The organism is Snodgrassella sp. CFCC 13594, assembly GCF_001590725.1.
In the GTDB taxonomy this organism is placed as follows: Bacteria; Pseudomonadota; Gammaproteobacteria; order Burkholderiales; family Neisseriaceae; genus Snodgrassella.
This window is the reverse complement of sequence record NZ_LQXR01000002.1, coordinates 173,643-193,838: the sequence shown is the minus strand read 5'-3', so window position 1 is coordinate 193,838 and position 20,196 is coordinate 173,643. Positions and strand designations below refer to the sequence as shown.

19 protein-coding genes are annotated in these 20,196 nt (G+C 46.1%); 4 read left to right on the top strand and 15 right to left on the bottom strand.

All coding sequences use genetic code 11. The annotated features are described in order from the left end of the window. Positions 1–11: 11 nt before the first annotated feature. From A2F46_RS02565 to A2F46_RS02540, 6 genes are all read right to left on the bottom strand, one after another. Positions 12–1,091 carry a calcium:proton antiporter gene (locus A2F46_RS02565; protein ID WP_066566195.1) on the bottom strand — a complete coding sequence of 360 codons (1,080 nt, stop codon included), beginning with the start codon at positions 1,089–1,091 and terminating at the stop codon, positions 12–14. A gap of 437 nt (positions 1,092–1,528) precedes the next feature. Beyond that, on the bottom strand, positions 1,529–2,728 hold the full coding sequence (locus A2F46_RS02560) for a GDSL-type esterase/lipase family protein (RefSeq protein ID WP_066566193.1): 1,200 nt from the start codon (positions 2,726–2,728) through the stop codon (positions 1,529–1,531). A gap of 18 nt (positions 2,729–2,746) precedes the next feature. After that, a complete protein-coding gene (locus A2F46_RS12880; RefSeq protein ID WP_231867687.1) occupies positions 2,747–3,076 on the bottom strand; it encodes a hypothetical protein in 330 nt (109 codons plus the stop codon). 23 nt (positions 3,077–3,099) lie between these two features. After that, positions 3,100–4,038, bottom strand: coding sequence for a hypothetical protein (locus A2F46_RS12875; protein ID WP_231867686.1), 939 nt, complete (start codon positions 4,036–4,038; stop codon positions 3,100–3,102). A 113-nt stretch (positions 4,039–4,151) separates the two neighbouring features. Then, on the bottom strand, positions 4,152–5,579 hold the full coding sequence (locus tag A2F46_RS02545) for an MBOAT family protein (RefSeq protein WP_066566188.1): 1,428 nt from the start codon (positions 5,577–5,579) through the stop codon (positions 4,152–4,154). Positions 5,580–5,768: 189 nt separating this feature from the next. After that, the gene (locus A2F46_RS02540) at positions 5,769–7,046 is read right to left on the bottom strand and encodes a M48 family metallopeptidase (RefSeq protein WP_066566185.1); all 1,278 of its coding nucleotides are present in this window, start codon (positions 7,044–7,046) and stop codon (positions 5,769–5,771) included. A 192-nt stretch (positions 7,047–7,238) separates the two neighbouring features. Here A2F46_RS02540 and orn point away from each other — a divergent pair, with 192 nt between their 5' ends. The 3 genes from orn to A2F46_RS02525 are packed head-to-tail and all read left to right on the top strand — an operon-like array spanning position 7,239 to position 9,934. Next, a complete protein-coding gene (gene orn, locus A2F46_RS02535; protein WP_066566183.1) occupies positions 7,239–7,781 on the top strand; it encodes an oligoribonuclease in 543 nt (180 codons plus the stop codon). Between the two features lie 46 nt (positions 7,782–7,827). Then, entirely contained in the window at positions 7,828–9,477 is a 1,650-nt protein-coding gene (pgi, locus tag A2F46_RS02530; protein ID WP_066566181.1) for a glucose-6-phosphate isomerase, read from the top strand. Further along, on the top strand, positions 9,464–9,934 hold the full coding sequence (locus A2F46_RS02525; RefSeq protein WP_066566178.1) for a CinA family protein: 471 nt from the start codon (positions 9,464–9,466) through the stop codon (positions 9,932–9,934). The genes pgi and A2F46_RS02525 overlap by 14 nt, the downstream gene beginning before the upstream one ends. 124 nt (positions 9,935–10,058) lie before the next feature. Here the strand turns inward: A2F46_RS02525 and A2F46_RS02520 are convergent, their stop codons facing one another. Together A2F46_RS02520 and A2F46_RS02515 are read right to left on the bottom strand one after the other, a co-directional pair. Beyond that, positions 10,059–11,381, bottom strand: coding sequence for an ammonium transporter (locus A2F46_RS02520; RefSeq protein WP_066566473.1), 1,323 nt, complete (start codon positions 11,379–11,381; stop codon positions 10,059–10,061). 39 nt (positions 11,382–11,420) lie between these two features. Further along, positions 11,421–11,759 (bottom strand): P-II family nitrogen regulator, encoded by a 339-nt coding sequence (locus A2F46_RS02515; RefSeq protein WP_066566175.1) that lies wholly within the window; start codon positions 11,757–11,759, stop codon positions 11,421–11,423. 663 nt (positions 11,760–12,422) lie between these two features. On the opposite strand from A2F46_RS02515, the gene A2F46_RS02510 reads away from it, so the two are divergent. Beyond that, positions 12,423–13,259, top strand: a complete 837-nt coding sequence (locus A2F46_RS02510) for a GNAT family N-acetyltransferase (protein WP_066566472.1) — start codon at positions 12,423–12,425, stop codon at positions 13,257–13,259. Between the two features lie 78 nt (positions 13,260–13,337). Here the strand turns inward: A2F46_RS02510 and rpoH are convergent, their stop codons facing one another. The 7 genes from rpoH to A2F46_RS02475 all read right to left on the bottom strand — a co-directional run bounded on the left by rpoH (position 13,338) and on the right by A2F46_RS02475 (position 20,140). Continuing rightward, positions 13,338–14,183 (bottom strand): RNA polymerase sigma factor RpoH, encoded by an 846-nt coding sequence (rpoH, locus tag A2F46_RS02505; protein WP_066566172.1) that lies wholly within the window; start codon positions 14,181–14,183, stop codon positions 13,338–13,340. A gap of 209 nt (positions 14,184–14,392) precedes the next feature. Further along, positions 14,393–14,758, bottom strand: coding sequence for a roadblock/LC7 domain-containing protein (locus A2F46_RS02500; RefSeq protein ID WP_066566170.1), 366 nt, complete (start codon positions 14,756–14,758; stop codon positions 14,393–14,395). A 27-nt stretch (positions 14,759–14,785) separates the two neighbouring features. Beyond that, on the bottom strand, positions 14,786–15,442 hold the full coding sequence (locus tag A2F46_RS02495) for a peptidase M23 (RefSeq protein ID WP_066566167.1): 657 nt from the start codon (positions 15,440–15,442) through the stop codon (positions 14,786–14,788). Positions 15,443–15,450: 8 nt separating this feature from the next. Further along, positions 15,451–15,987 (bottom strand): ATP/GTP-binding protein, encoded by a 537-nt coding sequence (locus tag A2F46_RS02490; RefSeq protein WP_066566164.1) that lies wholly within the window; start codon positions 15,985–15,987, stop codon positions 15,451–15,453. A gap of 21 nt (positions 15,988–16,008) precedes the next feature. Further along, positions 16,009–17,118, bottom strand: a complete 1,110-nt coding sequence (locus A2F46_RS02485; protein ID WP_156471538.1) for a hypothetical protein — start codon at positions 17,116–17,118, stop codon at positions 16,009–16,011. 119 nt (positions 17,119–17,237) lie between these two features. After that, positions 17,238–18,725, bottom strand: coding sequence for a hypothetical protein (locus A2F46_RS02480; RefSeq protein WP_082783544.1), 1,488 nt, complete (start codon positions 18,723–18,725; stop codon positions 17,238–17,240). Positions 18,726–18,829: 104 nt separating this feature from the next. Continuing rightward, complete coding sequence (locus A2F46_RS02475; protein WP_066566159.1) at positions 18,830–20,140, bottom strand: murein transglycosylase A; 1,311 nt, start codon at positions 20,138–20,140, stop codon at positions 18,830–18,832. Positions 20,141–20,196 lie beyond the last annotated feature (56 nt).

The following is a 20,196-nucleotide window of genomic DNA, read 5'->3' as shown; positions in this document are numbered from 1 at the left end:
CATCCTTTGCCTTAAGGGACAATCACGGTAAAGACATAAATGACTAAATTAACCAGCAAAACCACGCCATACAGAATATTGGTCTTGCCTTGATTGAGCGACAACATCACCGTAAAAATAGATAAACTCAATAAAATCATGGATTTCCAAGTCAGTCCCAAAATCAACGGGATGTCCATCACCAAACAAACCACAATCACTGCCGGGATGGTTAAACCAATACTCGCAAGGGCAGACCCTAAGGCCAAATTCAAACTGGTTTGAAACCGATTGCGGCGAGCGGCGCGCAACGCAGCCAATCCTTCTGGCAACAAAACCACCGCCGCGATAATCACACCCACCAATGCCACGGGCGCACCCATGCCTTTCACCATGCCCTCAATCAAAGGCGATAAGGCTTTTGACATCAACACCACGACCGCCAAACAGATGAGCAAAAAAATTAAACTAATTAAAGCAATTTTAACGCTGGGTGGTTCGGCATGGTGATCCCCACTTTCATCATCGTCATCCAAAAAATAATCACGATGGCGTACCGTTTGCACCAAAATAAACGTGCCATAAATCACCAAGCACGCAATGGCTACCAGCAACATTTGTGCCATGCTGTAAGTAGGCCCTGGCGAAGAGGACGTAAAATTGGGCAGAATTAAGCACAGCGTCAGAATGGCAACCAACGCCACCAACGCTGTTCCTACCCCATTTTGACCAAAATATTGCTCTCGATACTTGACACCGCCTATCAGCAGGCTGATCCCCAAAATACCATTTAAAATAAGCATGATTGCAGCAAAAACCGTATCCCGAGCCAATACCGTGGCATCTTCGCCACCAGCCATCATCATCGATACAATCAGCCCCACTTCCAAAATGGTGATGGCCAAAGCCAAAATAATGGTACCAAATGGTTCGCCCACTTTATGAGCCACAACTTCAGCATGATGTACCGCGGAAAGTACACTGCCCATTAACAATAAAGCGCCAACTATGCTGGCCAAATTGCTGGCAGCGGTCCAACCCAATAAATAGTAACCCGTGGCCGCCAAAGGCAGGGCCAAACTCCACAAAGGCAAAGAAGGGCTTAATTTCACGCGATTCCTTTCAAAGTAATGGTTAAGCAGCGGCAACGCCAAGTGCCGCTTATTGTACAGACTACCAAGCCGAATAGGCTGGCTACCTAAAATGAATGGTAAGATTCAAGATCAATCTCGGATCAACAATGCAAGGCATTATTAAGATTAAGCAAGATGGCATGTAAACAAATTGCCGAATAATCAGATTGCAGGCTGCCTGAATTGGCTCAAATCGAATGCCGGCAATGATTATTCAATTGATGTCCGTTTGCCGGACTCACCGAAGCACCCTACGGCTGGCATTAGAGCCTTTGCGCCATGCCATAACAATGCAAAAATAGCCAATCAAACAGCAAGCCATGTGGTTATGAATATTGAGAACGACCACCGAAGATAACTTCATTAATGGGCAACAATGAATTTGGCTTCCTGCCCCTTTGAAGGCAATAAAAACATTATTTTTGCATATTGAGATATTGAATCAAGCTTTGGGCCAAGATACCAGCTGCTTTTTCATAGCCGATAGCCGAGAAATGAACGCCGTCAGCCCGCCCCCATTTTTGGGCAACCCATGTTTTCATGGTACACGAACCACCCATTGCAGCCTGCCAATCCCAATATAGGACATGTACCTGCTCGGCAATCGCCCTTTGTGCCTGTTGCACAGCAGTAAGGTTAGCGGGGCGGACGCCACATTCCCCATTCAACGACGTAAGTGACTCCGGCGCACCCACAATCACAATCGCACTTTGTGGCAGCTGCTTTTGCATCGCGCCAATCAACCGTAACCACTCACTTTTCATGGCATTGATATCCAACTGACCGTTAAACGCCTCATTGGTACCAAACGAAACCACCACCACATCTGGCCGCAAACTGACCAAATCAGCCAGCCATGATGCACGCCAACGACTGGTTTGAGACAACTGTGCGCCATTGATCCCCATCGCCGAATACACCACGCCACGTTGGGTGTTTTCAATGTTGACACCGCCCACCTGCCAGCCATCGCCATTATTTGCACCATAGGTAAAAGGCAAAGTAGCGGGTATCGTGACCCGTTGCCAATCGGCCTTGTGCACATCCGCATTGAGCACATACCGGTTGCCTGAACCATCTTGCCAAAACAATGGCTCTTGGGCTTGTTGTGGCTTTAGCCACACTGTTATTGATTGCAACCCTTCGATTGGCATGCGCGAACGTATTGTCACGTCACCGCCACGGCCCAACGACTGGGCAATGATGCCGCCGGCGGGAAAATCATCGGTATTGCGTCTGCTGGTAATGGTCTGCCAAGCACCCATCTGATAGGTCACCTGCGCCATCCGCTGCCCGGCAACTTGTCCGGGATACACCCAGCCAATACCACCATTACCATATTGTGCTTGCAACCTTTGGCGTACTTCTTGTGAAAAAAAATCACCCGCCGTATGCGAATCACCCAATTGAATGATGCGTAATTTATCACGCTTGCCACGCAAAAAATCAGCCAGCTGATTTTTCCAAGCCACCTTCTGGCTGCCTGAAAAATCCTGAAGCGCCACTACCGATGTTGGGGCAGCCACATTGCCTGTCTCTGCCCATCCACAACTCATCAATAAAGAACCAAGGGTTAGGCAAAGCAACCGTTTGGGCGGGGTATAAGGGTGGGTCATCAGATACGATTTCCTCATTTAAGGATGATATTGAATGTGTTTGAATACATCTTGCGCCAATCGTTTCTGTCCGGCCAGTGAAAAATGAATCCCATCTTTACTGCGCAGCTTAACCTGTGCTCCATCAATCAACATCGAATCCGCATAACGCGAACTGGTATTCAGCACTGGCTGGGTGGGCAACCAAATGGCCTTCCCGGCCACTGCATCTGACAATACCCCATTGAGATAATTCATTTGTTCATCCAACAACGGTTTACGCATCGCTGGCACACCCATCCAGATAACCTGGACTCGATGTGCCTCTGCCGCCGCCAAAATACGAGCCACACGGCTGCGGTACACCATTTCCCAAGGCTGGCTTTTAAAGCTTAAATAAGGCCCTTGAGGCTGCTCGGGGTTGGGGAAATTCCAAGGATCATTGGGCCTAAGAACACAACCATTAGTTTAATACGCGCATTCGCGGCCAGCGTGGTTTCAATGGTTTTTGGCCAATCAAAAAAACTGGGGTAAGACAAACCCGTGCTTTGTTTACTCAAATTAACCGAATTAATCGCATAATCTTGTTTGAGTTTTTGCTGCACAAACGGCGCCACACCTTGCATCAGCGAATCGCCCGCAAACAGCGCTTCATCACCCGGTTTTAAAATGGCCAGCTTGCCTGAATTCGCCTCTATCATTAAAGGCTGTGGTGTATTTTTCGTGACTGTAGATGATGCATTGGGCTGCAGAGCAGAGTTCGCTGCTACGCCGGTACTCGACTCAGGTATAGAGGCTGCCTGCGCGTTGCTGCGGCGAAATTGCAACTGTTCCTCATTTAAAGATAGAAAATCGGCTTGCATCTGGCCAATACGTTCACTTAAGTTCGCTTGTATCTGCCCTCCGCGCTGCCAAAAGTCAAACCGATTAAAATACTCCAAAGGGCTGGCACGATGATACGTTTGCTGCCAATAAGCATTGATGGAACCTTGTGCCACCCATATCACCAATAGAGCCACAGAAAATAGCAACCAAGTCATTGGCAGCAATCGTGTTGATGGTAATGCTGAAGACGATGCATCGCCTATTGATTGGCTGCGATTATTCACCTTCGGCGTAGGGTTAAATGTCTGGAAAGAAAGCGTCCTCCGCTCAGTCTCTGCTGGTGGAGGTGATTGAGAGGCTGAGCGGCCAATCTGGGCTCGCTCTTTCTGCTCAACAATCACTGCCAGAGTTGGCTTACCTGTGCTCGCGCTTGGCGTCAATCCTGTGGTGACAATCGGAGCCGATTTGGCTGAATCCGCAAGATTGGTTGCAGAAGAGCCGGTCATGAGCAATGAAGCGCCGCCGTTTGCTGATCGCGTAATGGCCCAGATTGTGGGCGCGCTGGCGTTGTTTTTTTCTGGGTACGCCGCTTTCTGTTTTTCCTACTCACCATGCGTCCTTAAAAATTCGCATAAATAAAACCGGGAATGCCCGCTGGCGCCATGAAATAGATTAGCAGCAAAATTGCGCCCACAGGAATAGGCCACGCCCACATCGGTATTTTTTCCAATAGCCCCACAAAGCCTTGAAAGCCGCTCACCCAACAAGGATAAAAAAACCAGCACACACCCAAAAGCAGCAACATCGATAAAGCACCAACATTAATAGGCATCACCCAATTACTGCCCTGCAACAGAGATTGAAATACACTACCTGCTGCGGCCAAACTGGCCGTGTGGAATACCACAAATGCTGCGCACACGAAAGTAAGCGTCAACCATTGGCTCAATATAATTGACTGCGGGCGTGGCGATGCGGTAACTGGCCATAACCGATGCTTGACGTTGAGCAGCACCAGCGCCGTGCCATGTAATGCCCCCCACAACATGAAATTCCAACCATAGCCATGCCATATCCCGGAAAGCACCATCGCGGCCATCACGTTAATTTGTTGGCGCACAAATCCCTTGCGACTGCCACCCAGTGGGATATAGATATAATCCCTTATCCAAGTGGAAAGCGTAATGTGCCAACGCGCCCAAAAATCGCGGATATTGATGGCGGTGAGCGGCATCATGAAATTGGCGGGCAATTTAAACCCCAAAAGCATAGCCATACCAATGACCAAATCACTGTAGCCTGAAAAATCAAAGAAGAGTTGGGCGGTATAGCCATAAATAGCGGTCAACAACGATACCCCATCATATTGCAAAGGGTTATCAAACACGGGGTCCACCCAGTTTTCGCCCAAGAACCCAGCCAACCACCATTTTTTTAAAATGCCCAATAAAATCAGCGAGACCGCCAGAGCAGGACGAATGATATGGCGTGGCTGGGAGGTTTGCAATTGAGCGGCCGCCCCAGGATTACAACCCTCAATCGACTGAAAGGCACCGGCACGGATAATTGGCCCTGAAGTGATGGTCGGGAAAAAGGAGAAATGCAGCAGCAAATTGAAAAATTTCAGGTGCTCGGTTTTACCTTGGTATAAGCCCACCAAATAAGCAACACCTTGAAAGGTATAATAGGACAAACCCAACGGCATGATGATATCTAACACGTCGGTCTGCAACCAAGTTTTCAGAACGGGCACAAAAAAGTCGCAATATTTATACAAAGCCAAATTGGCCACAGCCACAACAATTCCAATGGCCAACCATCCTCGTTTTGACGGTTCTGCGGCATGTATGATTTGGCGACCACACCAATGCACCATCAATGCAAACACCACAACCGCCACCACAAAAGCAGTGCTGATGTGCAGAAGCCAGCCCAAAGAAGCCACCAATAGCAGCAAATTCTGAATTCGAGGATGCATCCGCAACAGCCAATACACCACAAAAAACACAATAAAAAATAAAGCAAATTCAAGGGAAATGAGTGGCATCGGGCAGCAACAGGAAAAATATCAATTAAAGAAGCACGATCAAATGCTCACCAAGGCGCCAATCTATTCAACTGACGTTTGGCCATGACCATCAGAGACCATGGTTTATCCAATCCAAGAAATGACTTGATCAAATGCCATCAAAATGCGGCAAAATTTTAACATAATTGCACATAGCATAATCTGTTTTTACTTAGGCAAATGTGGTCGAGGCGCCTGTTGCAAAGCCTGAATGCGTTGATCAGCACCGGGGTGTGAATCATAGAATCGAGAATACCAGACATCACTCACCAAACTGGCCGCATTGTGCCGATACAATTTTGTGAGGGCATGGATTAAATCTTGCGCTTGGGCATATTGAGCTGCAAAACGATCAGCTTCAAACTCATTTTTGCGCGACAATACGCTGGTCAAAGGAGAGAAAGGAAAAGTAAACACGGGCAAAACCAGCATAAACAGCAATAACGCCATGGCGTAACTGGGAAAATGTACACCCAAGCCCAGATAAAACCCCGCTTGCGGCAACAATAGCCCCAATACAAACAACAACACCAAGGCCAGTACAAACGTCATCAGCATCTGTTTGAAAACATGCTTGTGCGCAAAATGACCCAGCTCATGTGCCAAGACAGCTTCAACCTCTTCAGGCAACATGTTTTTCAATAAGGTATCAAAAAAAACAATGCGTTTGTGCTTACCTAAACCAGTGAAATAGGCGTTGCCATGGCCGCTGCGTTTGGAGCCATCCATCACGAAAATACCGTCACTGCGAAACCCTGTGCGCTGCAATAGGTTGTCGATGCGCATACGCAATGCATCATCCGTCAAGGGCACAAATTGATTAAATAAAGGTGCCAACCATTTGGGATAGGCCCACATCAGCAACAACGAAAACGCGACCCACAGCAACCACACATACAACCACCACCAACGCCCCATTGCACCCATCAAATAAATCACCGCAAACAGCAGCGGTGTGCCAATTACCACCGCCAACATCACGCCTTTGAGCTGATCAAGCACAAACGTAGCCAATCGCATTTGGTTAAATCCGAAACGCGCTTCCAGGCGAAAACTGCGGTAGAGCGCCAACGGCCACGACAGCACCATACTAACCAACGCAAATAGCCCAATCAAGACCACTCCTTGCATGATCGGCTGTGCCACCAGCAGTTGGCTGACTCGCGCCAATGCATCTAAGCCACCACCCAAGGTAAACACCAGCAACAAGCCTGCTTGAAACAAAATTTCATAACGCGCCAAACGTTGTTTGGCCAACGTGTAGTCGGCTGCTTTTTGGTGCTCCGACAAAGACACGACACCCACAAAAGCCGCGGGCACGTTGGCGCGATGAGCCAACACCGTTTTACTTTGGCGAAAGGAGAGCCACAGCTGCCCTAAAACGCTGATGGCAAAAAACAACAAAAACAACAGGTATACTGTGTTGGCAGAAAGCGAGGTGAGCATGCGCGTGAATATCCTAAATGGGTGCGACGTATCAATACATAATGAATCTAAGTGCATTTTACCGCAAGCAGCTCAGGGAAATGAACGGTTTTTCAGGCAACTCCAATGCGGTTGAATGGGGCATTCGTGCGTCTACAATACAAAGTGATAGAATGAGCACCATTAACTCAACAAATAAGCGAATCCATCCGCATGCAAAATCCCAACAACCTCGCCTGGCTGGACATGGAAATGACCGGCCTCAATCCAGACACTGATCGCATCATCGAAGTGGCCATGATCATCACCGATGCCAATTTAAACGTATTGGCCCAATCCGATGTTTATGTTATCCATCAACCCGACACGATTATTGACCACATGGATGCATGGAATACGGCCACGCATAACCGTACGGGTCTAGTGGCCAAGGTCAAAGCATCGTCGCTCACAGAAGCTGAAGTCGAACAAAATTTATTGAACTTCTTAAGCCAATGGCTGCCTGAAAAAGCCTCGCCCATGTGTGGCAACTCCATTCATCAAGATCGACGTTTCATGGCACGCTATATGCCCAAGCTGGAAGCCTACTTTCACTACCGCAACCTAGACGTATCTACCTTAAAAGAATTGGCCAAACGCTGGAATCCAGCCATCGCCAAAGGGGTGGTTAAAAAAGGGGCACATCAAGCATTAGATGACATTCAGGAAAGCATCGAAGAGATGAAATACTATCGCGCCCATTTTTTAAAGGTGTGAGATTACAAGCCCACACGAATTGCCCACCAACTGCCATGAATCCATTATGAATCGACAGTGCCCCATCAATCAAACCGCCATTTGGGCACAGCTGCACCAACATCAGCGCAGTACCCGATTTTTACACATGCGTGCCTTGTTTGAACAAGATACGCAACGCTTTGCGCGCATGCACGAAAAACTCAATGGTCTGCTGTTGGATTACAGCAAAAACCGCATCACCGAAGACACGTTGTCTTTGCTGATTGAACTCGCACAAGCCGCTGATTTGCATAGCTGGATGGACAAAATGCGTAGGGGCGACAAAATCAATGTCAGCGAAGACCGAGCCGTCTTACACACAGCACTGAGGCTGCCTGAAGGCGCTGAAGTGTATGTCGACGGCCACAATGTGGTGCCCGACATCCACCGCGAACTCAACCGCGCCTTGGCTTTTGCTGAATCGTTACACAACGGCATCCATCGCGGTGCCCACGGCGAACGCATCACCGACGTGGTTAATATCGGCATTGGCGGGTCACACTTGGGGCCACAAATGGTGACATTGGCTCTGCGCCCTTTTCACCAAAACATCAATATCCATTACGTAGCCAATGTCGACGGCGCCAGCTTAATGCGGGTATTGGATCACATTAACCCGGCCACTACGGTATTCATTGTCGCCAGCAAATCGTTCACCACGCCGGAAACCATACTCAACGCACAAACGGCCCGACGGTGGTTTTTACAGAAAGGCTTCACTGAAGCCGACATTGCCCAGCATTTTGTGGCCATTTCCAGCAATGTTGATAAAGCCCAAACTTTTGGCATCGCGCCTGAAAACGTCTTTGCCATGTTCAACTGGGTGGGTGGCCGATACTCAGTGTGGTCCACCATCGGCTTATCTGTTATGTGCGCCATCGGGACGCGGCATTTCCGTGATTTCTTAGCAGGCGGTCATGCCATGGATGAACATTTTTTCCATGCCCCACTGCGACACAACATGCCCGTTTTGATGGGCCTAATTGGATTGTGGTACAACACGTTTTACGCCACCACCAGCCAAGCCATCATTCCTTATGATCATGGATTACGCCGTCTTCCTGCGCACTTGCAACAATTGGACATGGAAAGCAATGGCAAACAAACGGGGCGGTATGGCGAACATCTGGACTTCGATACTGGGCCCGTCATCTGGGGAGAAGAAGGCGTCAATTGCCAACACGCCTTTTTTCAACTTCTCCATCAAGGGCCACGATTGATTGCGGCTGATTTCATCGTCCCGATGAATAGTTTTTACCACGTCAGCGAGCAACATAAGGTTTTGGTGGCCAATGCCTTGGCGCAAACTGAAGCCCTGATGCGAGGCAAAACACTGGATGAGGCCTATGCTGAACTGGCCCATCTCGACAACAAACAACGCGACATGCTGGCCCCACAAAAGGTGTTTCCGGGCAACCAGCCATCCAATACTTTATTACTGGATGCGGTAACACCATTTAATTTAGGCATGCTATTGGCTTTGTATGAACACAAAGTCTTTGTGCAAGGTGTCATTTGGGGCATCAATTCTTTTGATCAGTGGGGCGTCGAATATGGCAAAGTGTTGGCTAAAAAAATTGAGCCTCAACTGAGCAATACCGATCCATTGGCACATGACGCCTCTACCAACGGTCTGATTGATTATTTCAGGGAACACCATCATGAGCATGCTTGAAACGATTACCCAAGAACTGGTGACGCTGAATCACACGGTGACGTGCGCGGAATCATGTACGGGCGGTCTATTGGCAGCGGAATTCACTCGGCTATCGGGCAGTTCTGCTTGGTTTAACATGGGCTATGTTACCTACAGCAATCATGCCAAAACGAAATTACTCAACGTCAATGAAACCACTTTGCGCCATTATGGTGCTGTTAGTGAAGAATGTGTACGCGAAATGGCATTAGGCGCATTGATAGACGCCAAGGCCGATTATGCCCTCTCTATTTCCGGCATAGCGGGCCCCACTGGAGGCACGGCCGACAAGCCTGTGGGTTTGGTTTGGTTTGGTTTGGCCTCTAAGCAGCGCATTTGGGCCAAACACAAAATCTTTGCTGGCGATCGTAGCGACATCAGGCAACAAGCCGTCGAATTTGCCCTGCAATTTCTACACAGCTACTTGCATCGCTGAAGCATGCAATCGCCTTGCAACGTTATTGCTCCACAAATCATCAGCCTGCTTTTCAGGCAGCCCAAATACCAAAAAGCCTGCTGTTTAGCAGGCTTTTAAAACACTTATTTCATTCTAATAGGGATTATTCAACTCGTTCACCGTGGGTGGTTAAATCCAAGCCTTCACGCTCTGCATCTGCTTCCACGCGCAAACCACCACAAATCAGACCCACCACTTTAAGAATAATGAATGTTGCCACGCCGCTGTATACAATGGTGATCACCACATCTTTCAGCTGCGTTAGAACTTGACTACCCGCTGATGCGTCACCGCCAAAGATGGAGTTAGTGAACAGCAAACCCGTCAGAATAGCACCAATGATGCCGCCCACTCCGTGAATCCCAAAAGCATCCAAAGAATCGTCATAACCCAGCTTACGTTTAATTACGACAGAAGCGAAGTAAGCACCGGCGGCCGTCAGAATCCCAATCACCAAGGCTGCCTGCGGACCTACAAAACCAGCAGCAGGCGTAATCCCCACCAACCCAGCAACGGCACCGGAGGCCATACCCAAAGCAGAAGGTTTGTGACCTGCCAATTTTTCACACAGCATCCAAGTTAAAGCAGCCGAAGCTGCAGCAATTTGGGTGACAGCCATGGCCATACCCGCAGAAGCATTTGCTGCACCAGCAGAACCGGCATTGAAACCAAACCAACCGACCCACAACATAGCAGCACCCGTTAAGGTTAAGGTCATGTTGTGCGGCGCCATCGCTTCTTTGCCGTAACCTAAGCGTTTGCCTATCATTATTGCAGCCACCAAACCGGCCACACCTGCATTGATGTGTACAACAGTACCGCCAGCAAAATCCAAAACGCCGCCTTCACCCATGAAACCGCCACCCCATACCCAGTGGCACACAGGTGCATACACCAAAGCAGCCCAAACAGCCGAAAACAGCAACATGGCTGAAAACTTCATGCGCTCGGCAAAAGCACCAGTAATAATGGCGGTAGAAATAATGGCAAAGGTCATTTGGAAAAACATAAACACTGTTTCTGGGACAGTACCGCTGCCACCATAAATTGTGGTCATTTCCTTAGCCATATCTACACCCATGCCACTTAAGAAAAAGCGGTCAAAGCCCCCAATGAAAGCATTACCAGGTGTAAACGCAAATGAATACCCCACCACCATCCACACCACACTAACCAAAGCGGCTACTGCAAAACTTTGCATCATGGTGCCCAAAACATTTTTCTTACGTACCATACCACCATAAAACAGAGCCAAGCCTGGCACTGTCATAAACAGCACCAATACAGCAGACGTCATAATCCACGCAGTATCACCAGCATTAATCTCAGAAATTGGCTTCCACCAATCGGCCACACCATCTGCCATGGCCATCGCAGGCATGATTGCAGCCAATAAAGCCGCAGCGCTCAACACATGTTTATTCATCATCAACCCCTCATAAATTACATAACTTGAATAATCGGTTTAAACCGCGGCATCACCAGTTTCACCAGTGCGAATGCGCACAACCTGTTCCACAGGCGAAACAAAAACCTTTCCATCGCCCACTTTGCCTGTTTTGGCAGCTTGAATAATAGCCTCCACCGCACGTTCAACCAGATCATCGGCCAAAACAATTTCAATTTTAATTTTTGGTAAAAAATCGACCGCATATTCAGCACCGCGGTAAATCTCAGTATGTCCTTTTTGACGGCCAAATCCTTTTACTTCACTCACCGTCATCCCTTGTACGCCTACCTCAGCTAGTGCTTCACGCACATCATCCAGCTTAAAGGGCTTAATCATCGCTGTGATTTGCTTCATATTCCGTTCTCCCAAAATCACGTGTCACAAATATTTGCCAGATTGACTCATTAACAATCTAACTCGCTTATCAGACTGTTTACTGTTTATTAACCATACTTCACTTTGTTTTTGCATTGCAATAAAAACCTCCAGATTAATACATCTTTAAATTAAATTTGCACAGATGTATCAAAATATTTTAATAATGAAGCATATATTCTCAACTATTTCTAATAATTCTTTCTACCATTACAAAAACAACTCAGATTGACCCACTAACCGACCAAATAACATTGCAAACAACCTTGGGGTACTACTCAATCACTACACCATCTCTAAATTTATAATATTGTTAATGGAAACCGCTGGCTGCCAGAACTGTATTGATAAATATGATTTTCAGATGCAATAAAAAATCACTTTCACCAATATCTTATAAATCCATTTTAAAACATGAAATTAAACCAACTCGGCATGAGACCAAAGTAGTCTTCATCAATACCATCATTTCCCAAATACAGATTTAACATCAGCTACATAAAAATATTTCAAGCAAAGTTGGGAGAAGGAATCACAAGCCCATAGCCTGAAGCATAAAATTGCGCCATCATTCGGGTATAATAGGATATTTAATTTCTAGTGTGCCTCATGCACATGCTGACGATTGACCAAGAGGGCAATATGCTAATCTGCAATCCTTATGAAATCGTGATTCAAGGCCTTACCCAGAGTGGTAAAAAATTTCGCCCCAGCGATTGGGCTGAGCGTCTGTGTGGCGTCCTTTCCTCATTTGATCAAGGACATCGTCTTTCTTATCATCAATGGGTTCGTCCTATCTTGGTTGAACAAATTCGATGTGTTGCTGTAGACAGAAAATTGGAACAAATTAACCCCGCCATGTTTCATTTCCTCATGGATTTTGCCCATGACAATGATCTTCGAATTATTGATTGCAAATCACTTTTGGAAGAACAAGGCCAAGAGGATCAACCCGTTTCTCTAGAAGCGGCCCTTCAACAAAAAGAGCAACCAATACTGCCTCCGATAGAAATAAGCAAAAACGCAGAAATACCAGCACTCCAAACCCAAATTCGCGAGCTATTGCCCAACGAAATCAGTACGGCTTTTGGTGTCATGCATGTATTGCGTCCCAATATTCGAGATTTGGCCCAATTCCAAGATATGGTTACTATTCAACAAGCAGAAGGTTACCGCCTATTGGGGATTTTTGAAGAAGGAAAGCAAAGTGCAGTCGCTGTTTGTGGCTTTCGCATCAGCACCAACTTTGCATCTGGGCGCTATTTACACATTGACGACCTTGTCACCAGTGAAGACTCAGTTCGTAAAGGTTATGCCAGCCAGCTGCTTGAAGAAATTAAAAACATTGCCAGCGCAGAAGGATGCGGTTCTGTGCATGCAGACTCACGTGTTGACCCGAGCAGGAATAATGCGCATCGACTATATTTAAAACATGGCTTTATGATTAGCTGCCACCATTTCAGCTATATACCAGGATAAATCTTCTAATTTTTATACCCCAGTATTAAGACAGAAGCCCATCTATTGATGGGCTTCTGTCTTAATAAATTAATGATTTTAATCTTGATTTAAATAACCACGTAATTTTTGCATTGCCTTTACTTCGATTTGCCGGATACGCTCTGCCGATACACCATATTCGGTAGCTAAATCATGCAAGGTTAAACCACTATCATCAGCCAACCATCGACTTTCGACAATATGGCGGCTACGGTCATCCAACTTAGCCAATGCCTGCTGCAAGCCTTCTGTCTGTAACTCATAATGGGCTTTTTGAGCCATCATTTGCATGGGTTCAGTGTCATTATCTGCCAACCAATCAATTGGCGCAAAACCATCATCGTCATCATTCTCTGCGATCAATGCCATGTCTTTGCCTGTCATCCGTTGCTCCATTTCGAGCACTTCCGACATTTTAACACCCAAGTCATCGGCAATCTCTCGTGCTTCTTGATCGCTCAAAGCAGACATAGACTTACGCATACTGCGTAGATTAAAAAATAATTTCCGCTGTGGCTTCGTAGTGGCTACACGGACCAACCGCCAATTGCGCAAAATAAATTCATGGATTTCAGCTTTAATCCAATGTACCGCAAACGAGAATAGGCGCACGCCGCGAGTTGGCTGAAATCGCTTCACGGCCTTCATAAGGCCAATGTTCCCTTCTTGGATCAAATCGGCTTGATTCAAACCATAACCATCATAGCCACGAGCGATCGACACCACTACCCTCAAGTGAGATAAAATTAACTGCTTTGCCGCTTCCAAGTCACCTTCAAGCTGCCGTTCAGCCAAGCTGTATTCCTGTTCAGGCGTCAGCATTGGGATGCTATTAACGGTATGAATGTATTGCTCTAAACTCCCATTTCCACTTGGTACTGGCAATGACAAAATGCTATTCATACCTTTCCTTTCTATTATGTATTTGTGTGCCATATCCAGCTATACAATCATTACTTGATGGTATTTCTAGATAGGGATATTTTCTTTATTCTATTGCTATAGACAGCAAAATAATTTTGATGTTCGTTTATAGCAAGTAAAGTTTTATATTTTTATGTAACTAATTTATTTCATGACTGCCATACCTAGAAACACAAAACCACAACATTTTAACGACAGACATCCACAATACTTTTAGCAGCGCGTCGGGCATCCAATAAAATTAAACCCAATTTGGCACTCTCTTTAGCCGTCACTGCCAATACATTATCATCCCCTGCTTGAATCAACAGAATATAACCATGCTTGCCTTTCACCATCACCTGCTCTAGCTCATCACACTGCAGCTCTCGAGATGTTCGATTTCCGAGTGCTAGTAGTGCAGCAGACATTGCACCCACACGATCAGCATCTACTCCTCCTGGTAGCAATGCCGCGATTGGCAACCCATCGGTAGAAATAACAGCAGAAGCTGTAATATCAGTAGAGGAACTGTTTAAATCACTTAAGATAGACGTTAATAATTTTTCTTGCATTCTCGAATTTTCCCTTATTCAATCAGCCTATTTATCAAGATGGATATCTTCACCAGCCAACACATACAGCCCCCGAACTAGGGTCACAAATGATTCGCTGTTTAGCAAAGGCTGTCCGGCGGTGACCAAAATATTTTTGGCCTTCCCTACATACAAAGGAAAGAATGTTAATTCACTTTGCCCAGTAGGATCGCAAATACCCAATGCTGTGTTGTATATATTCAAGTTGTTTTTAATCAATAAGCTGTGCTTCTCCGTTAATCTCGTGGCTTCACTGGCCAAATTAGCCACTTCTTCAGCGGTTTCATGGTTAAAACCAATATTAGCAAAGTAAAATCCATCCTGATCAACCAAAAGCGCTTTATGCGTGTCTGACAATTGCCCAAGAATGTCTTCAAACGCATCTGAAGTAACCTTGATTAACTGAGAGCTGGGCGTTTCTTCTCCATAGAGAAACTCCAAGCGCTGCAAACGATAAAGCAAATTTAAGGCGGTATAAGCATCTTCGGTTTCCGCCCATTTTTTTAAGTGTTCTTCGGTCAACACTTCTTCAACACCTGCCTGCAAAAGATTCGCCAACAGCATACGACTAGCACTGTGACTGGGGCTTGAAACCGCGTAATAAGCACCAGCAGGTGTTACTTTCGGGTACAAGTTATTGTGCAATAATAATGTGGATTCCATGTCTGCTCTTACCCTTCCAAACCAGGATCTATACTATAAAGCATAGCAGTAACCAATTGCTTAACATCATCTGCGTTACGCGCATCAACTTCAAAAACTGGCACATTTAAATTATGTTGTGCTAAATACTGCTGATATACATCTACTCCGGGTTGATTATGCAAATCCATTTTCGTCACCCCCACTACTACTGGTGCATCATGAATCAAATCACTGAACGAAGTTAGAAAAAATTTTAAATCTTTCAATGGATTAGGTCGAGTATTATCCAATAGGAGAATTAAACCCATGCTTCCTTTACTGAGAATTCCCCACATGAAATCAAATCGTTCCTGTCCCGGCGTTCCATATAAATGCACTTTCGTTTGGTCATCCAGACGAATAACACCATAATCCATAGCGACAGTAGTGTACCCTTTCCGCACTTGTGTCATATCAGATGCGCTGGCATCTGTTTGTACTGGCGGATCATCTGATAAGGCAGCAATCGCAGTTGTTTTCCCCACACCCACAGGGCCGGTAAATATAATTTTATTTTCTATCATGACTCATATCTCTGTTTTTCATTACTTACCCTTAAGATGGCTCATCAGACGTGATAATAAACCTTTAACTTGCTTGGTTTCGCCAGAAGTCTGTTGCTCCTGTTGCTGTCCTCTGGTCATTACTACGGACTCACTATAATCAGACTCTCGAATTTTCTGATCAAGGGACTGCTCTATATCCAAGAAACCCGTGGTATAAGTGGCAGTAACGTAATTGAGTAAATTACCCATATCAATCGGTAACAACTTGTACAAAGCAGCCAATGTCACAGGTGCACGCACCAAAAAAGCTGAAAGTCGGATAGCATCTGGTAAATATGCCAATCGAGTCATATTAGGCCAAGCTTTTAATCTCAACACCGTAGTTGGTAAAATAGGTTCAATAAGACGACCTTGAGACGTCCAAATAGCAAGTTGCCAAATACATGATTGTAAAGATATTTTTGCTTTCTCTTGTAATTGCCCATTTTCTGGAACTGGGCGCGTAGTTGCTACCAGGGCATTTTTTTCGCATAAGCGCTGCAGCACATCACTTTCCGCAGCCAACAAGACTTTTTTGACACTAGGAAATACCAACAACACAGGTTTACCATCTACCATCAGAGCCATATCTTGTTCTTGGCGAGACACCTCTAATAAATGCCCCAGCAAAGTAGGTTGCACATTGAACCGCGTGATGGATATGGATTGGTTGTGTGTAAAGTGAGGCTCTTCAGTAAGATTTCCACTCTCTTGTTGTTGCTTTATTTCCCCTCGTATTGGATGTTCCCGCTCCTGCGTAAATGAAAATTCTTTATCTTGCCTTTGAAAAATATGCATACCTTGAGCATGCACTGAAGCAGTTTTAATCAAAGGTGGTTCAGAAGGGGGCAACTCACTCTCAGCTGGGTGCCGCCCATTCGGCAGCCAAACGCCATTCCCCTGTTGCAGATTGCGCAAGTTTGCGAATAACGTGTCAAATTTAATGGGTTTCGCCAAATACGGCGCAGTAAAAACGGGTGGCTTACGCGAAAAATACACCACACGAGCGCTAGGATAACGCTGTTTAGCCAATTGATACTGTTCATTGCCGCCAGTGGAGTCCCCATCCACCAAAATCAAGTCAGGTGTGCTGGTAGCACCATCATTCAATAACTGGTAGCTAATGGTGTTGTGCATTTTGAATGCCATGCGCAACATCGCAAATTGCCGATCATCGACATTGACAAGCAAAACACCCACAGTTTTAACTTTAGGTAAGTCCGAATTCATCATTTGTTTTGCACACCATTGTGGTTAATTCGTTGCAATAACTGACTCATCGCCAGCACCACTTCTTCGGGAGGCGTTTTGATTTCAGCACGGATGGTCTGTAGCATTTTCTGCAAACGGGGCCAGTCTTCCGCACGTTCATACAAATCAAATAACGTGATGTACAACTGTGATTCTTGTGGATATTTGAGAATAGATTCTTCCAGCAAATCAAATGCTTGATCTAACTGGCCATAGGTTAACAAGGCTTCTGCATCTCTCAGTACCAGATCGGCAGGTGTTTTGGCTTCGCCATTTTCCTGTCCTACGGCATCGACCACAGGCAACCTCTTCGCCTTCATGGCACTGCTGCCAACCTGTAAAAAGCCTTGATTAATGCCAATTTCGCGCAATTGGACCTCAGTAGGCTGACTGGCCAATTCATCAAACATAGGATGGTGGCCCAAGTTATAACCCCAGCCCAGCATACGATCTTTGACTTTTTGACCATACTGCCCAAGAGAGTAATACAAACGCCACAAATGCTGTGCAAACACACTAACATTATGATGCCTGTAATCCAACGCCAAAGCGTCAATAATCAGACTGGCAGGCTTGTCTACTTGTTTGATGGCCTTATTCAGGCAGCGTACGGCTGCATCATAAGGCAATTGCCCTTTGAGTAATTGATAGCTTTGTTCGGGCTTAGTGAAGCTCAGCAGTACCTCTTGTTCATCACCATGCACTTGAAAGAAATTTACATTCCCTTCAACCAGAGGAATACGTGACTCGGTCTCATCGAATGCAGAACCAATCTCTTTGTTTTCTGGATGATTGGGTGCTTGTTCTCCTTCTGCACTCAGCACATCATCCACCAAGCCGACCTCCTGCTCCGCCTTGTGCACACCCCAGCCCAATAAATCTTCCGCCAAAACACGCAATGGCAAATTATTATTATCCAGTTGTAACCCGCGTCGAATCAGATCTTCGTGATTTTCTGGGGTTAATTCATCCCGATAATGGTCAACGACTTCAGCTAATTGGTCAGGATTTTTCGCATCCAAGTAAAGTTCTGCCAATTCCAACACCAGAGTATTTCGCATACCTTGGCTTAACCCTACAGCATTGCCTTTTAAATATATAGACAATGAATCAGCTGCTTTTTGAAAATAGCCAAATTGCTTATAGACTTTGTATTCAGTCAAGTGATCAACCGTTTCTACAGAAACGGTATTGGCCTCTGAAGCGGGTGCTTGCCAATTCCAATCATCTGATTCATGTGGCGCTTCAGCAGAAGCTGTTGCTTGACTAACGCCATCAGCATCAATGGCGGGCTGCTCTGTTGCCAAACTGACAGCTTTGCTCTTTTTGCTCTTTTTTCCCACTGTCGAGCGCGATTGCTGTGCTGCTGGCGCCGCTTTTGATCCACCTGCCTTTTGTCGCTTATTAACAACAATCAGGACAACCAAAAACACCAGTAAAAGTGGGATGAGTAAGTAACTATCCATTTCACTTCCCTGCTCGTGTTATTAAATTCATATTTTTTCCATAAAAACAATCAACTCAAATCCATTATAGATGGTTATCTATATTGCAAATCTCGAGTACTTTGTTATTTTACTTCAGGAAGCATACCTTTGGGCAGCAATTGCCAAACATAGCCCGTATGCTTCATCTTACCAGCTGTTGCACCTGCATCATCACCATACCCCCAAAAATAGTCCACCCGCACGGCCCCATTAATAGCGCTGCCTGTATCTTGCGCCATAATCAAGCGATTAAGCCCAAAACCACTGACTGGGTGTGTAGTAGCCAAAAACAGTGGCGCGCCCAAGCTAATGAAATGCCGATCTACCGCGCCAGCATAACCGCCCATCAAAGGTACCCCCAAAGCGCCGATTGGGCCATCATTGCCTTCCGATTGGGCTTGAAAAAAAACATAGCTCGGATTTTGCCCTAATACTTCTCCCAATTTTTGCGGGTTTTTTTGTAACCATCCTTTGATGCCTTGCATGGATGTTTGAGCCAAAGGCAAATACCCCTTATTCGCCATATATTTCCCGATTGACACATAAGGATAATCATTTTTGGCAGCAAAACCCAAGCGGATTAAGCGACCATCCGGTGTCTTCAGGCGACCAGAACCTTGTATGTGCAAAAAGAAGAGCTCTACTGGATCATTGGCATAACCCAATATGGGTGCTTTGCCATTTAATGCGCCTGCATTAATTTGAGCGCGCGTGTAATACGGCACAAACTGATTCCCAGATACACGCCCTTTCAAACTGGTCGTTTTGGCATTAAGGGGGAATGTAGACAGGTCTGCAGCATAAGCCCCATCACTGCTGATGACGCCGCTGTTACTGCCCGTCAAACGGATACGCACTACGCCTTGTCGTTGATTGGCCGATAAGGGCACCACCACAAAATCATTGGGCATCCCATAAATAGGGTATCTGGCTTGTGTTGTGGCTTTTGCATCGCCCAACAATATGGGTTCGTAATAACCCGTTACCGTACCGGCAACTTGGCCATTTTGACTAACCTGCCAAGGGGTGAAGTAATGTTCAAAAAAATATTTAGCGTCATGATTGCGAGCAGCCGTTTGCTGCGCCTGCCGACAAACAACCTGCCAAGATGGCATATTTTGCAATTTCAGGCAGCCCGATTTAAATGATTTCAAACTGTCCGCAAAAGATTGCTGTTGCCATTGTGGTAACTCGCGATAATCAACCACCCGATAGCTGACCCCACCTTTACCAGGAGCATACACATAATTAAGTGGCAAAGACTGGCCCGTGGGTAACCAAGAGCCCGTTCCAATCGAAGTTGAAGATGTTGTCGGCGTAGTGCTGCTACACGCTGCTAATAGCGCAACCACCCCGCCCAGCAACCCATATCGAATTTGCACAGCTGATTTCATCGGATACCCATTCACGTGTCAACAACCCCACATATTACCGATTACCGTTCTTGGCG